The sequence below is a fragment of the Sporomusa sp. 246TCP1 genome (assembly GCF_057319775.1).
In genome coordinates this window covers 90,456-104,733 of record NZ_CM170492.1, presented here as the reverse complement: position 1 = coordinate 104,733, position 14,278 = coordinate 90,456, and the positions used below count along the sequence as shown (strand labels likewise).

The following is a 14,278-nucleotide window of genomic DNA, read 5'->3' as shown; positions in this document are numbered from 1 at the left end:
CATCTGTAATAATTAATCTGCCAGTTCCTCATTTCTCCACTTGCTAACCTCTACCCGGTTACGGCCAAAATTTTTGGCACGATATAATGCCTGGTCGGCAGCAAAAATTAAATCAGCTTCTGTTATTTTATCTAAGTGCTCACCAAACTCTATGGTAGCTACCCCAACACTAATGGTTACAGAGATCTTAGCAATACCCGGTGCAAATACCTGTTTCTCTGTTTGCGCGCGTATCATTTCTGCCAATGCATACGCAGTTGCGGCATCTGTTTCCGGCAAAATTACGGCAAATTCCTCACCCCCATAGCGGGCAGGCAAATCGGTAGCACGAAATTGTTTTTTTAGCAAACCACCCATTTCCTTTAAGATTATATCCCCGGTTTGATGCCCCCAGCGATCATTAATCACTTTGAAGAAGTCGATATCTGCCATAACTAAGCTAAGCGGCTGGCCATACCGCCGCACCCGGCTCAGCTCTTTTTTTAAAACAAAATCGAAATACCGTCGATTAGCAATTTCCGTCAGCGTATCAGTTAAGCCAAATTTTTTGATGGTACCATATAAATGTTCCCGCTCCAGCCCCATCGCTGTCTGATTGGCAATCGTCGCTAACGTAGCTTCTATTGGGAAATCACTACTAATCTCTCGCACATAGTCCCAACAGAATACGATGGCGCCCTGAAGAATCTGCCGGAAGAACAAAGGCATTACCTGCACTGTCTTATCGACGGTCAAAGGCAGGGTAACTAACACCCGGTTAGTGTCTTGCCACAGCTCAGACTCCTTTCCATTAGTAAGCAAAGATTCCAGTCTCTTTACATCCGCTGGTAACAGATTCTGTACATGCGCCGCCCGCACCACCGGCAATACGGAATGACGTTGAACAACAAAAGCAGCGCAGGCATCTGCCTTAATAAAAGCACTCAGGGTTTTGCCTACCTGTTCGAGCAAGATACTTGGTGAAGGCTGCTTTGCCACAATCTGCCCTACTTCATGCAACAGCGCAATCTCCTCAGATTTTCTTATTAACGTATCATTTAATCTGGCCATTTTTACAGCAATTCCAGCTTGAGCCGCATATATTTCTGCCAGCTTAAGCTGCTCTTTAGTTAGAACTTTACCACATTCAAAAAATACCTCAAAAACCCCGGCCAGCTTTCCGTCAATCATAATCGGTATACCTAACAGAGTCTGCGGCAAATGCTCACTCGTGTTATCCCTGCTAGTAATGTAAACCATTTGACCCGCTGCATAAGTTGCCCCCATCAGTTTCTGGTCCAGCGTAGTTTCACGCGGTTCACAACTGCCTCTGTAGGCCACAACCCAAAAAACTTGTGGCTGACCCTCAAGCAAACTCAAAAATACATGTTCCGAGCCAAAGGTCATTCCAGCTTCATTTACAAGCTGATCTAGAAGGTCTGTCAGTTTCCCCTTGTCCTTTATCATGTTAGTGATTTGCGCGATAGTACTCTCGAAGTTTGCATACGCCTGTTCTAACATATGCAACTGCTTTCTTTGTCTCCCAGCCTGCCGCTTCCACAAGCGCCGAATACCTGCTAGCCGTACTTCTGAACGATCCTTAAAAAGCAAACCGCCAATATCCTGTATCTTCATCGTCTTGTTTATCCCTCTCAGATCTTACGCAGCCACCTGGTCATTACACATTGACTACCTCAGTTATATACAGATTTCGCACCTGCTCTAAATCAATAAATTCTCCGTCCTGTGTATGAACGACAGGGCGCTCTGAAACAAGTTTACTCAGATAAACAACTACCGCTTCCCGCCCGTCACTAAGACGAACAATATTCCCAATAAACTGTTCTCTAATATTAGCAAGAAATATACCGCTAATTGCCGGGTCCAATTTTTCAAATGCCTGTCTAACCATAGCTTCCACCGCCAAAAAGGGCGTCATTCGATTCTCCTGATCGTTGCTTGTCATGGTCGCATACATGTCAGCAGTACGAATTACCTGCGCAAAAAGATGGATCTTATTGCTGACAAGCTGTAAGGGATACCCGGTTCCGTCTTCCCATTCATGATGTTGCAGCACTCCGGCGAGAACACTAAAAGGCAGACGATACGCACTCCGTTTTAACAGTTGATACCCCTCTACCGGATGTTTCCTTATCATTTCCACTTCAGCCAACGTTAAATCCTCTTCTTTTTTGTTGAGAAGCTCTGGTGACAGCTTGGTTTTTCCCACATCATGCAAAAGAGCAGACAATATTACATCCTGCAGGTTTTTGGCAGAAAATCCAAGCCAGCGGCCCAAAATCCCGGCAATAACCGCGACATTCAACGAGTGCTGGGCTATGCGGTCTCCCATCCCTGCCAACATATATAGTAAATTAATACCACCAGGGACAAGTGAAAATTCCCGCAGGGATCTGTCGGCAAGCTCTCTCATTTTAATCAGGGGAACTACTTTCATATAGCGAATTTGTTCAAAAGCCGCTTCCACTTCTTTAACACTATCTTCATACTCAGCAGAAAACTTTTTTTTAAGCTTTGATGGCGCAGGTTTCTTAAATGACGACAGCATAGCTGGTATTGTCTTTGGCGCTAACGTTCCTTGTTCTTCTGAAATATCTACAGCATAGATACGCCAGTTCTGTAAACGGGCAATCAGTTTCTCTGTTAAAACAGTTCCTTCTGTCAAAACAACCCTACCTTCAACAGTAACAGCAGGCTTTGCAAGCATCATCCCTGGCTCGACATCCTGAATACGAAATCTTCTGCTTAACATGAAAGATACATCCCCCCGCCTCCAAGGCGTATATACGTATTGCATTATTCCCCTATATGACAGTACTTGTAAAGGTATATAAAAACATTATGATACCGACACCGCCTGCAAAAAGCCCCATATACCAATAGAGATATACCTTATTTATCGATGCTAATGAAGATAATAAAATACCGATCTGCAAAAAAATCAAGGCTTGTCCAAATTTTCCATTAAATTGTTGTGCCATATCACGGTCTTTCTCAAAACGCTTAGCCTCATCTGTAATTTCCTTTTTTTCTTGTTTATAGCGGGCAATTTCTTTGTCGTACTCATCCAGCTTACTTTTGTACAGCTCAATTTTACCAGCTTCCTGGGCGGCCAAGGCCATTGCATCGCGTTGAACCTGATAGGTTGTCTCCTTAATACTTTTCGCCTGATAATACGCCCATTGGTCTGATGCCTGACTTTGCATCAGCACCATTTTATTACCATATCCAGCTGCTTTAAATGCAGCTAAAGTTGCGCACACTGCCAAAATTACAGTTGTAACAGCAATAAACGTACCGATATTGTCTTTCCACGACTTACTTCCTTGCTGGCTGTTTTCCATGTATTATTCCCTCCTGTTTGATAAAATGTGAGTTCAAGCAATATATTCCCACTAATAATGCCAAAACCCTGCAAAGAATTGAACCTATGCAGAGTTTGATATAAAGACTTGCTTTATAAATGTCACTCCAATTAAGACAACCTTGCTATAAGTAGCTTGACTCGCGCACTATTTTACCACTATAATAAACTATACATATGGCAACGAGGCCTTCTGTTTTTTTCAGAATGCGTCGTTTTATTTTTTATAGGAGGGTTACCATGTCTGACACTACTATTATCGATGCATCCATCCTGCTAGCTGAGCTTAAACATGCCAATAATGACATGAGCAAAGTAATACATACCATCCAGCAGATTGCTCAACAAACCAACCTGCTCTCTCTAAACTCAGCCATTGAAGCAGCAAGAGCCGGCGAGGCTGGCCGGGGCTTCAGCGTAGTGGCAGAGGAAATCAAAAAATTGGCCACCCGCAGTTTCTCGACAACTAAAGAAAGCACTGCAATTATCGAAAATATTCAATCAAAGGCCAATGAAGTTATGGCTGCACGCACAGCTGACGTGGCCTATGATACTATCGACAAAATTGACCGCAACCTATTTGAGCGTAATTGCGATGCCCAGGCTTGGGCCGGTTTTACCCAAGTAAAAAATGCCTTATGCTCCACCGCAACTAATCGTATTGAAGAGGCTAACAACCTGTTAAAAACACTTGTTGATATCTATGAAGTCTATTTTGATCTCTATGTGTTTGATACCGCCGGTATCATCGTAGCTGCCGGCGTACACCGTGAGCTTATTGGAAAAAGCATGGCTGACAAAAGTTGGTTTCAGGAAGTGAAAACAACCAATACCATAACTGTAACCGATCTGTATTTTTCCGCTATAGAAAATCGTCATACTGTTGCCTACTCTTGTCCTATCCGGAATGATGCTAATGAAATTGTGGGCTATTTTTCTTCCCGCTTTAACTGGGAATATATTTATGATATTCTTGATTCGGCACGCATTGGCAAGAAAGGAACTATCGCTATCATAAATAAGGATGGCTATGTCATTGCCTGCCCCAGCCGCAAAGGCATTTTAACCGACAACCTCAGCAGCCTCAAAGCGGCTCAATGTGCTATAAACGGCGAAACCTACGGGTACACACTGGAAGAAGACGCTCGCGGCAATACCAAGATTTATGGTTATGCCCGCACCCGTGGTTACAATGCCTATAAAGGAAAAAGCTGGTCGGCCATCGTTAGCGAAACAATCTAATTGCCGCTAATCCCGCACACGTATCATCGTCCATACGCCAATAGCAAGCAATAACAGCGTGTATATAGCCAAAACACCGACCGATAGCCAGGGCATCTCCAGGCCCCCGCCAATAGCTCTCAGGGCATAGGTAGCATGAGTTAACGGCAATAGGTCTATAAACCACCTGAACGCAAGCGGCAACCGCTCTGGCGAAAAAAAAGTTGCACATAGAAATGACATCGGCAACAGCACATAGGTATTGAAGCTGGCCATATCTTCATGCGAATTAATGAGCATCGCGGCCACCAGCCCCATGGCTGCAAACAATAGACAAGTCAATGCCAGCGTCAGGATAAAACCGGCAGTAACTGCAAGCTTAGCACCAAATATATAGGCTAATACAAAAATTACTGCACAGGAAATAAGTCCCCGAAGCGCCCCGGCTAACACTTTACCAGTCACGAATGAGCCTGGGCTGATTGGTGCAATCAGATACTCCTCCAGTGTCTTGTGGTATAAACGACTCATATTAAGTGGCGACCCTACTGAAGTAAAGCTTATATTCATCGCATTTAGCGCCATGATACCTGGTAAAATAAAATCCAGATAACTACCGCCATTCATTGGCAGATTACGTCCCAACCCCCAACCAAACGCCACCAAATATAACACCGGACTAATCATCCGGGATAAAACAAATTTGGCCAACCGCCGGTTTAATACCACCCAATCCCGCCAAAATACTGTACATATATCTTCAACTCGCAACTTCTCCAACCCTTTCATTGTTATCTTTAATCCAATTCAATCGTAACACCAAATAAACAGGCAACATATTGTAACCACTCACGAGCAGCAAAAGATAGGTATGTATCCTGCTTCCACATGACCGCCAAATGCCAGGGGCTAATTTCCTCCGCAATAGGCAAAGCCTTAATAACATCAATAGCTAGTTTGTCGCATACTAGTTTGGGCAGCAAGGCAATTCCCAATTTTGCTGTCACAATTTCCACCATGAAGTCCCACTGTGAGCTTTCACAGAGCACCTTTGGCTCAAAACCATACTCGCGGCATTTCTCCACAATATGATCATGCAGCGCAAAGTCCTTGCGGAACATGACAATTGGCTCGTCTTTCAAATCTGTAATATTTACAAAATCCCGCCCTGCCAACCTATGTTCCGGGTAAACAATAAGCCAAATTGGATTTTTTATAAAAGCAAACATGGAAAACTTGGCTTTGCTTTTTATCGGCAATACAACAACACCTATGTCAATGCTTCCATCCTCTAACATGCCTTCAACGGCCTTAGAACCAACTTCAATCAATTCAATAATAATGTTCGGGTACTGCTTCTTAAACTCCCCAATAGCGATGGCAAAAAAGCTAGTCTGAACCATTGGCGGAATGCCAATACGGATGTTTCCTTTACTGCCACTTGTTAAATCCTCCAAGTCTTTAGCTACATTCTTGAGTGAATCAACAATCTTGATACTACGTTCATAGAGAGCCTGCCCGGCATCTGTCAGCTTAATCCGACGTGCTGACCGGTCAATAAGGATAACCCCCAACTCATCCTCTAATTTGCGGACCATTTTGCTAATTGAGGGCTGAGAAACGTGAAGCAATTGAGCTGCTTTGGTAAAACTCAGTTGCCTGGCTACTTCAATAAAATAAGTTAAGTGGAGAATATCCATAACAAATGAGCTCCCTAAATCAGTATAAGGTATATAGTCCCTTAGGACTATATACCTTATACTATGGCTGGCTCACTATGATTCTGTCAAGAATAATTTACAATATTGCACTCACCACTCAAGACGGCACAGCTTTATCCCAGAACTCCTGTGTCCGTGTTATATCCAAGGCAACTGGAATCAGTACCTTTTTATCCTGGCTATCAGCAGTTATGTCTGCTTTGACAGTATCTGTTTTACTGTCAACTTGTTTGCAATTAAATAATTCCGCAAATAAATTCCGCATGACCTCTCCCCCTTCCACGTGCTACCACTCTTCCTTCATTATATGCAAAGTACGCCTGGCAGTATAATACACATAAGGCATACACATGATTACTTATGGTTATATAAAAAGCGCTATCGCGCCCTTGAGGGTACGGCTCTAACCGCAGAGTACACAGAAAGCGCAAAGGGGAGATGTATATCGAGAACATTCCCTCTGCGTACTCTGCGTCTCTGCGGTTCAAAAAACTTATACTTGTCTAGGCCCCAATACAAATGCCCCCTCAATAATGAGGAGGCATTTGTTATATTTGTCGATTCTATCTTACTTTCCTGTTACAATTCAAGCCATCATTTCCAGAAAAGCCTGCACTCTGGTTTTAATCTGCTCCACATCACCCTGCGAGTAATCGGTCTCGATCTGCAGGAATGGAGTGTCGCCGTTTTTCTTTAAGAACTCCTTAACTACGCGGCTTTCTACATTATAGGTATGACAACCCTGCCAGGTGATGTCAACCACACCATCAATTCGATAGTCCTTAATCAGTCTGGCCAGATTCTCAAGGCGAATGGGGTTCGGACTCATACAAGAACAAGGGGTTGACAGATATTTATCAGCAATAGCCTCCAGTGGCGGCTTGGTTTCATCGACAAGGGTGACAAACTGCTTCATGCCTGAGCAGTTCTCAATATAGACAACAGGTGCACCACAATCCTCGATAATTTTAATAACTTTTTCCGAGCCGATACCTGTTGGCACACCGGTAACCAAAATCCGTTTAGCCCCCTGAGGCATGGCAGCTTCGCCTTTGGCAATACTTTCTTGCATATCCTTGATAATTTCTTTTATTTGTTGGACAAATTCTGTCCGGTCGGTAACGAAATTCCGGCCCCACATAAGTTTTAGAAAGTCCTGCCCAGTCATTGGCACTGGGTCATTTTTCATACATTCGGACAATTCCTGCATCAAACGCCGCTCTTCATTGAGCACCTTTATGGCTTCCCTGAGCTTTTCCCCGGTAATCGCAGTGCCCAATTCCTTTTCCAACATATCCTTCAATATTTTCACTTCATTTAACCAATAGGCCTTATCACTGTCGTCAAGGTAGGTCTGTGGCAGCTTCATGACATGCACTGGTTTGAATTCTTTCATAAGCTCAAACATCTTCTTTTTGCCATCACAGGTCGTTTCGCCAATAATAATGTCCGAATAGAGAAAGTATGGACACTTATCGGTTACGGCAAAGCCATATGAAGATTTAATGAGCGGACAAAAGTTCCGCGGCAGCGTTTTTTCCCCGGCAGGAATCGCTTCCTCTTTAGTGGCACACAAAGCAAAGCCCAGCGCATCAGCAGCCAATACAAGCTCTTGCGGTGCATAGACACAATAAAAACCTACCACCTTTTTCCCTGTTTCTTTAATGTTTTTGAGCATAGCAAATGCATCTGCCATATAATTTACCCCCATTTATCAATTGTTCTAACTTACTTGAAGTGCATCCCAGGCATACAGGGCCGCACCAATAGACCCGGCAAATATCGCCTGGTCATGAGTAATAACCGGCAGCCCCAGCCTGGCTGCAAGTTCACGCCTAAGTGCCTGATTCTGCGCAACGCCACCAGTAAAAGCTACCGGCGGCGTTGGCTGAATTCCTGCCGCCATGGCCGCTACCCGATTAGCAATTGAAGTGTACAAAGCGCCAATAATGGCCTCACGGGTGACTCCCCGGTTGACCAGCCCAATAACCTCAGACTCAGCAAATACGGTACACATTGAATTGATTGTACATTGCTGACCATCAGCCCCCACTTCAATATTGCCAATTTCGGCCACATCAAGCCCCAATGCGTTAGCCATAACCTGAAGAAACCGCCCTGTCCCGGCAGCACATTTGTCATTCATAACAAAATCCTGAACTTTACCCTGCCCATCTATCCGAATCGCCTTGGCATCCTGTCCGCCAATATCAAGCACCGTTTGTGCCTCAGGCAGCAGATAAGACGCCCCACGGGCATGACAGGTTATTTCCGTCATGGCTTTGGTTACAAATGGCAAGTTAAAACGCCCGTACCCTGTTCCCACCAAGTAGGCCGGCGTGATAGCTTCCTGCTTAGCAAGCGCCGCAGCAAGCAGGCTGGCTGCTTGTTCCTTGGGATTCCAGCCTGAAGGACAACTTACATTTTCCAGCTGCACACCATCATATAAGCTCAACTTGATTGCTGAAGAGCCTGCATCAATACCCGCAACTATTATTTGTTTCATAAACCACCTATCACCCAAAGTTGTAATAGATTAACTTAAATATATTAATATAAATATTCTATATATTCATTCGCTATCAGGATCGTTATTCCTGCTATAGTCACATATAAAGTAAGATACCTGTATTATAAGCAATACATTCCCTGTTAAATTTGTATTATTCAGGCAGGAATTTTGGAATTATACGAGAAATACTTGAAAAAACGCAATGGTACTATTTTAACGAAAAGAGGGATGTTATGCTAAAATGGTATAAAAAAAATCAACCTTCTCAAGACTCGCCATCAGCCACTAACACTATTCATACTGTACCTATTACTAAATTAGAAGATATCCAAGTAGCGTATTTATCAGCAAGAGAGCTAAGCGCCGCCGACATTAACAAACTTTGTGAAGTCGCTGATGGCGTAGCTTTTGTTGTAGGTTTTGCTTCGCCTGATAACAATTTTAGCCAGTTGGCGACAACCATAAAGGGCTTATTGCCAGCCAATGTCCCCTTTATGATGATATCCACCGCAGGTGAACTATGCAACAGCACTGCCGATTCCACTATATATAAACCGGCAACTGAAAATCGCAAGAAAATTCTTCTCCAAGCCTATTCTAAAAGAATGGTCAAAAACTGCCAAATCATATCTATTCCTCTGGCTAACGACGACCTAAAAAAAGGCATTGTCGAAAAGAGTGTCGATGAGCGAGTTGCTCAAATAAAATATGAACTTGAGAAAATTCCGCTCAAATTTAGCATCAATAGCCATAATACCGTAGCTTTAGCCTATGTTGACGGTTTGTCAAGTTCTGAAACATTCTTTATGCAAGCTGTTTATGCGAGTAAAAAATTTCCCTGTATGTTTGTGGGCGGATCAGCAGCCGGTAATTTGGATTTTTTAAATACCTACATTTATGATGGTAATGTTGTTAGACAAAACCATGCCGTAGTTTGCCTGCTGAAGTTACATGCCAATTATCGCTATGGTATCTTTAAAACACAGGGTTTTACAAAAGATACGGGTGAATTTATCATATCAGATTCAAATTCGGCTTTACGGTATGTAAGTAAAGTTTTTGATGAAAACTATAATAATATTAGCTTTATTTCACTACTTAAAAAACGCTTTAACGTGCAAACGGTTGAGCAGTTAAATAAAGTGCTTGAGTCCTCTGGGTTTGCTGTTGAAGTTGGTGGTGAAACTTTTGTCAGAGCCATAGCAAAAATTGATGAAGCAAACGATAGAGTCTATTTCTTCTGCGATTTAGCTATGGGCGAAAAACTTTTTGTTGTACGGCGGACTTCATTAGTAGATACGATTTCAAGAGATTGGCAAGAGTTTATTCGCTACAAACCCAAACCTATTGGTGGGATTTTAAATGATTGCATATTACGCCGGTTATTCAATGCTGACGCAATTGGAAAAGTAAATGCTTTTCCGGAAATTGCTGTGGCCGGCTATTCTAGTTTTGGCGAATTGTTAGGATCGAATATTAATGAAACACTGACGGCTGTATTCTTTTTTCATACCAATGATGAAGATGATTTCTGTGATCAATATGTTGATAACCTGCCAATCCACTATAGCAACTTCGAAAAATACTGTTTAGAACGACAACTAAACCAAATTAAAATTGTAAACAGATTTCGTGGCAAGGTTATTGAGTTATTAACTGCCAATAGCAACAACATTCCAACTGTTTTAGATAATGTCAACAAAATAGGTCACCATGTCAGTAACATTGGTAATGATACAAAAAATTTATTGCAAGTACTTACTAAAAATATGAACGGTGTTAATGAATTGATTTCTGTAAATAACCAAATTGCACCAACCATAGAAGCATTGACCGGCAGCACAAAAGAAATTAAGAATGTGTTATCATTAATAATGAATATTGCTGCACAAACTAATCTATTGGCCTTAAATGCTGCTATTGAAGCAGCACGAGCCGGTGAGCAAGGCCGTGGTTTTGCCGTAGTTGCCGATGAAGTACGAAAATTGGCCCAGAATACCCAGAACAGCTTAAATCAAACGAATGCTTCTATTAATAGCTTATTTGAAAGTGTTCAGGAAATATCTGCAAAACTGAGCTCCAGTAGTGATTTCACCTATAAATTTCAAGATGATATGAACAAATTCAATACCGATTTAACTGCTGTCGCTTCGGATATCATCAGTGCTGTGGATGTAATATCTTCATCAATGGAATGTATTGCTGATTTAGATTCATTAAATGCAACTACACAAGGTGAACTAACTAAAGTATCGAATTTAGTTCGCTTTATGGAACGTGATGAAAAGTAATTAAAAAAGCATTCCAGGCCGCGCCAGTCGCGTTGGAATGCTTTTTATTATGCTATTCTTTTTGAAGTTTACTCTTCACCAAACAGAGGGGTAGACAGATAACGTTCCCCGGTATCTGGCAAAATAACGACAATATTTTTACCTTTGTTCTCCGGACGTTTTGCCAGTTCAGCTGCCGCATGCAGTGCTGCGCCGCTGGAGATGCCAACAAGCAAGCCCTCTACGGTAGCAACATCCCGGGTTGCTTGGTAAGCTTCTTCAGTCTGAACTGTAAAGACTTCATCAATCACCTTCGTATTGAATACCTCAGGTACAAAGCCGGCGCCAATACCTTGAAGCTTATGCGGGCCAGGATTGCCGCCTGACAATACGGGCGAATCAGCCGGCTCAATAGCAACAGCTTTAACACCAGGATTTCGTTGTTTAAGAGCTTCCGCAATACCAGTAATAGTACCGCCAGTGCCTACACCGCCTACAATGATATCAACTTTGCCATCAGTATCCCGCCAGATTTCCTCCGCAGTTGTTTTCCGGTGTATTTCGGGGTTTGCCGGATTTTTGAACTGTTGTGGAATCCAGGCATTGGGAGTAGTTTTCACAAGTTCTTCCGCTCGCTCAATTGCGCCTTTCATGCCTTTGGCACCTGGCGTAAGGTCAAGCTCTGCACCTAGCGCTTTGAGCAGTTTGCGACGCTCAATACTCATGGTTTCCGGCATAGTAAGAATCAGCTTATATCCACGGGCAGCAGCAACAAATGCCAGGCCAACCCCGGTGTTACCACTGGTAGGTTCAACAATAACTGTATCTTTATTAATGATTCCCTTATCTTCAGCATCCTTAATCATGGCATAACCAATGCGATCCTTAACACTACCAAGCGGATTAAAGTATTCTAACTTGGCAATTACTTTAGCAGTTATTTGTTTTTTCGCACCATAATTTTTTAGTTCTAATAACGGTGTATTACCTATAAGTTCTGTCAAACTTCCATAAATTTTAGCCATAATATTCATCCTCTCTGATTTGATTACTATTATTTTAACCTTGTTTCCTGCAATAAGTATCGCGTAAGCCGTAAAACTAAAAGGAGGCAATCGAAGCTAACTCAGCCGTCGATTGCCTCCGGTTTTCCGGTCAGCAAAATATATTTATTTCACACTTATACTGTAACACGAATACAATTACCTGTCAACCCAATTTTAAACATTTATCCAGAGACCAAATTGATCTACGACTCACGTTATAGATTTGGGGTAACTTTTTCCTTAAACGTTTGTTTGCCATCTTTCATTTCAAGCACAACAGCGCTCTTGATTGGGTTATGATTGGCATCAATCGTCATCAGGCCTGTGCTTAGTTGCAGATTCTTAGTTTGCTCTAAAGCTTCACGGATTTTTTCAGGATCAGTGCTGTTCGCCCGTTTGATTGCATCAATTAAGAATAAACCGGCATCATAGCCAAGGGCAGAGAAAACGCCAGGTTCCTGGTTGTATTCCTGCTTGTAGGCTTCAATGAATTTCACAACATTAGGATCTTTATCCTGGGAAGAAAAGTGGCTGCAGAAAAACGTATTATTAAGCGGAGCCGCCCCGGCAATTTCTACTACCTTGGCATCATCCCAGCCATCGGCTCCAAGAAACGGCATATTCATCCCCATTTCACGTGCCTGTTTGACGATTTTGCCTACTTCTTCATAATATGCCGGCAAAAAGACAACATCAGGATTCATGGCTTTAATCTTGGTAAGAGTGGCTTTGAAGTCTTGGTCTTTTTGTAAAAAAGCTTCTTTACCTATCACTGAACCACCATTTTGTGTAAACACAGTCTCAAAGGATTGAGAGAGCCCTTTAGAATAGTCTGAACTGCTGTCAATATAAATGACTGCCGTTTTCACTTTCAGCGTGTTGCTGGCGAAATTAGCCATAATCGTACCTTGCAGCGGATCAATAAAGCAAGACCGGAAAGCATATGGACGAGTTTTACCATTATCGACAGTAATCTTTTCGCTAGTCCCAGTTGGGGTAATTAATGGAATTTTATGGTCTTGCGATACCTGCACAGTAGCTATAGTATTCGAACTAGTTGCCGGTCCAAACATAGCTATAACCTTATCCTGGGTAATAAGCTTCGTAATAGCGTTAGTTGCCTCGGCTGATTCTGATTTATTATCAGCCAGCACTAACTTTATTTGTTTGCCTAAAACACCGCCAGACGCATTGGCTTGTTTGATGGCCAGCTGGATGCCATTAACAGCTTGCTTACCGTAGTTGGCCACACCACCGGTTAATTCAAAGTTTCCGCCAATCTTGATTTCGTTTGTTGCTTCTTGTTTAGTACCGCCGCAGCCAGCTAATGCTCCAGCTATAAGCAACGTACTCATCACCACTGCTATTAATTTTTTTCGCATATTTTCTCCCGTCCCCCTCTTTTTCCTCATACCCATTATCCTGCCTCTAAAATACTGAGATGTTCATCCGGAGTGTACTGTGTTGAGGAATGTACTTTTTGCATTCTTTAGTAGAATATACACCTTTACATGTTTGTTGTCAACACACTATTATGCGTCTTTTTTACAAGTACGCGAGTCCGTATTTTACGTACAAAATGGCCTTCGGCAGCATAAGAAAGCTGCTAGCGCGGCCTTTTAATCTTCAGCCAAAATTATAGTAATGCTATCGTCCACGATACCTTTAACCCTTTGAGTATTTTGAGTACTTTGCGGTAATAATAGCCTCTGCATTTTTATACTATCTGTTATATTAAGAAAAGACTTGGCTTGTACCAAGTCTTTTCGGACGCCGACAGAAGCCTTAGTCGTTCCATCGTTGTTATCTATTAAATTCCGTCACCGTAGAGGCCAGTCAATTTGCCGACCCGGTATTTCTCTGTTCTCTCGATCTGCATAATCTGCCCAGCCTGAATTTGGATAGCCACCTTCCCATACTCCATGCCGCTAACTGACTGCAAAATCCGGGTCCTAAGATTACTTGCAGTAGTTGTCCTGTTCACCGCCCCCTTAACCGGGTGCTCACCAAGCCGGATTTTCTCCAGCTTTTCCATTTGAATGATTCGCGAATCCTGAAGTACCAACGTAACCGAACCAAAGCTTATATCCTTCACAGCTTGTTCAAGCAAAACAAGAACTTCCTCTGTAATACTTTTACTCATT

At 42.6% G+C, this 14,278-nt stretch carries 13 protein-coding genes; 2 read left to right on the top strand and 11 right to left on the bottom strand.

Features of this window, described 5'->3' with window-relative positions:
- Nucleotides 1-12 precede the first annotated feature (12 nt).
- The 3 genes from AC1ECB_RS00530 to AC1ECB_RS00520 are packed head-to-tail and all read right to left on the bottom strand — an operon-like array spanning nucleotide 13 to nucleotide 3,344.
- Nucleotides 13-1,614 carry a sensor domain-containing diguanylate cyclase gene (locus AC1ECB_RS00530; RefSeq protein WP_485666983.1) on the bottom strand — a complete coding sequence of 534 codons (1,602 nt, stop codon included), beginning with the start codon at nucleotides 1,612-1,614 and terminating at the stop codon, nucleotides 13-15.
- A 43-nt stretch (nucleotides 1,615-1,657) separates the two neighbouring features.
- Nucleotides 1,658-2,752: an HD-GYP domain-containing protein gene (locus AC1ECB_RS00525; RefSeq protein ID WP_485666982.1), complete on the bottom strand. Its 1,095-nt coding sequence runs from the start codon at nucleotides 2,750-2,752 to the stop codon at nucleotides 1,658-1,660.
- Between the two features lie 52 nt (nucleotides 2,753-2,804).
- Nucleotides 2,805-3,344, bottom strand: a complete 540-nt coding sequence (locus AC1ECB_RS00520) for a DUF4337 domain-containing protein (RefSeq protein WP_485666981.1) — start codon at nucleotides 3,342-3,344, stop codon at nucleotides 2,805-2,807.
- Nucleotides 3,345-3,604: 260 nt separating this feature from the next.
- Between AC1ECB_RS00520 and AC1ECB_RS00515 the strand changes: the two genes are divergently transcribed.
- Nucleotides 3,605-4,606, top strand: coding sequence for a methyl-accepting chemotaxis protein (locus tag AC1ECB_RS00515; protein WP_485666980.1), 1,002 nt, complete (start codon nucleotides 3,605-3,607; stop codon nucleotides 4,604-4,606).
- A gap of 6 nt (nucleotides 4,607-4,612) precedes the next feature.
- On the opposite strand, the gene AC1ECB_RS00510 is transcribed toward AC1ECB_RS00515, so the two are convergent.
- From AC1ECB_RS00510 to AC1ECB_RS00490, 5 genes are all read right to left on the bottom strand, one after another.
- A complete protein-coding gene (locus tag AC1ECB_RS00510; RefSeq protein WP_021166655.1) occupies nucleotides 4,613-5,374 on the bottom strand; it encodes an ABC transporter permease in 762 nt (253 codons plus the stop codon).
- A gap of 8 nt (nucleotides 5,375-5,382) precedes the next feature.
- Nucleotides 5,383-6,285, bottom strand: coding sequence for a LysR family transcriptional regulator (locus tag AC1ECB_RS00505; RefSeq protein ID WP_485666979.1), 903 nt, complete (start codon nucleotides 6,283-6,285; stop codon nucleotides 5,383-5,385).
- 118 nt (nucleotides 6,286-6,403) lie between these two features.
- A complete protein-coding gene (locus AC1ECB_RS00500) occupies nucleotides 6,404-6,571 on the bottom strand; it encodes a hypothetical protein (RefSeq protein WP_485666978.1) in 168 nt (55 codons plus the stop codon).
- 321 nt (nucleotides 6,572-6,892) lie between these two features.
- Nucleotides 6,893-8,002 (bottom strand): double-cubane-cluster-containing anaerobic reductase, encoded by a 1,110-nt coding sequence (locus tag AC1ECB_RS00495; RefSeq protein WP_485666977.1) that lies wholly within the window; start codon nucleotides 8,000-8,002, stop codon nucleotides 6,893-6,895.
- Nucleotides 8,003-8,029: 27 nt separating this feature from the next.
- A complete protein-coding gene (locus tag AC1ECB_RS00490; protein WP_485666976.1) occupies nucleotides 8,030-8,812 on the bottom strand; it encodes an acyl-CoA dehydratase activase in 783 nt (260 codons plus the stop codon).
- 239 nt (nucleotides 8,813-9,051) lie between these two features.
- On the opposite strand from AC1ECB_RS00490, the gene AC1ECB_RS00485 reads away from it, so the two are divergent.
- Nucleotides 9,052-11,109: a methyl-accepting chemotaxis protein gene (locus AC1ECB_RS00485; RefSeq protein ID WP_485666975.1), complete on the top strand. Its 2,058-nt coding sequence runs from the start codon at nucleotides 9,052-9,054 to the stop codon at nucleotides 11,107-11,109.
- 68 nt (nucleotides 11,110-11,177) lie between these two features.
- On the opposite strand, the gene cysK is transcribed toward AC1ECB_RS00485, so the two are convergent.
- From cysK to AC1ECB_RS00470, 3 genes are all read right to left on the bottom strand, one after another.
- Complete coding sequence (cysK, locus tag AC1ECB_RS00480; protein WP_485666974.1) at nucleotides 11,178-12,113, bottom strand: cysteine synthase A; 936 nt, start codon at nucleotides 12,111-12,113, stop codon at nucleotides 11,178-11,180.
- Between the two features lie 236 nt (nucleotides 12,114-12,349).
- The gene (locus AC1ECB_RS00475) at nucleotides 12,350-13,516 is read right to left on the bottom strand and encodes an ABC transporter substrate-binding protein (protein ID WP_485666973.1); all 1,167 of its coding nucleotides are present in this window, start codon (nucleotides 13,514-13,516) and stop codon (nucleotides 12,350-12,352) included.
- A 428-nt stretch (nucleotides 13,517-13,944) separates the two neighbouring features.
- Nucleotides 13,945-14,277, bottom strand: coding sequence for a DUF2292 domain-containing protein (locus AC1ECB_RS00470; protein WP_485666972.1), 333 nt, complete (start codon nucleotides 14,275-14,277; stop codon nucleotides 13,945-13,947).
- Between the last annotated feature and the right edge of the window lies 1 nt (nucleotide 14,278).

Coding starts and splice junctions, on each gene's coding strand:
- AC1ECB_RS00530 (WP_485666983.1), bottom strand. CDS start 1,614: ATGAAGATACAGGATATTGGCGGTTTGCTTTTTAAGGATCGTTCAGAA.
- AC1ECB_RS00470 (WP_485666972.1), bottom strand. CDS start 14,277: ATGAGTAAAAGTATTACAGAGGAAGTTCTTGTTTTGCTTGAACAAGCT.
- cysK (WP_485666974.1), bottom strand. CDS start 12,113: ATGGCTAAAATTTATGGAAGTTTGACAGAACTTATAGGTAATACACCG.
- AC1ECB_RS00515 (WP_485666980.1), top strand. CDS start 3,605: ATGTCTGACACTACTATTATCGATGCATCCATCCTGCTAGCTGAGCTT.
- AC1ECB_RS00495 (WP_485666977.1), bottom strand. CDS start 8,002: ATGGCAGATGCATTTGCTATGCTCAAAAACATTAAAGAAACAGGGAAA.
- AC1ECB_RS00490 (WP_485666976.1), bottom strand. CDS start 8,812: ATGAAACAAATAATAGTTGCGGGTATTGATGCAGGCTCTTCAGCAATC.
- AC1ECB_RS00500 (WP_485666978.1), bottom strand. CDS start 6,571: ATGCGGAATTTATTTGCGGAATTATTTAATTGCAAACAAGTTGACAGT.
- AC1ECB_RS00475 (WP_485666973.1), bottom strand. CDS start 13,516: ATGCGAAAAAAATTAATAGCAGTGGTGATGAGTACGTTGCTTATAGCT.
- AC1ECB_RS00505 (WP_485666979.1), bottom strand. CDS start 6,285: ATGGATATTCTCCACTTAACTTATTTTATTGAAGTAGCCAGGCAACTG.
- AC1ECB_RS00520 (WP_485666981.1), bottom strand. CDS start 3,344: ATGGAAAACAGCCAGCAAGGAAGTAAGTCGTGGAAAGACAATATCGGT.
- AC1ECB_RS00510 (WP_021166655.1), bottom strand. CDS start 5,374: ATGAAAGGGTTGGAGAAGTTGCGAGTTGAAGATATATGTACAGTATTT.
- AC1ECB_RS00525 (WP_485666982.1), bottom strand. CDS start 2,752: ATGTTAAGCAGAAGATTTCGTATTCAGGATGTCGAGCCAGGGATGATG.
- AC1ECB_RS00485 (WP_485666975.1), top strand. CDS start 9,052: ATGCTAAAATGGTATAAAAAAAATCAACCTTCTCAAGACTCGCCATCA.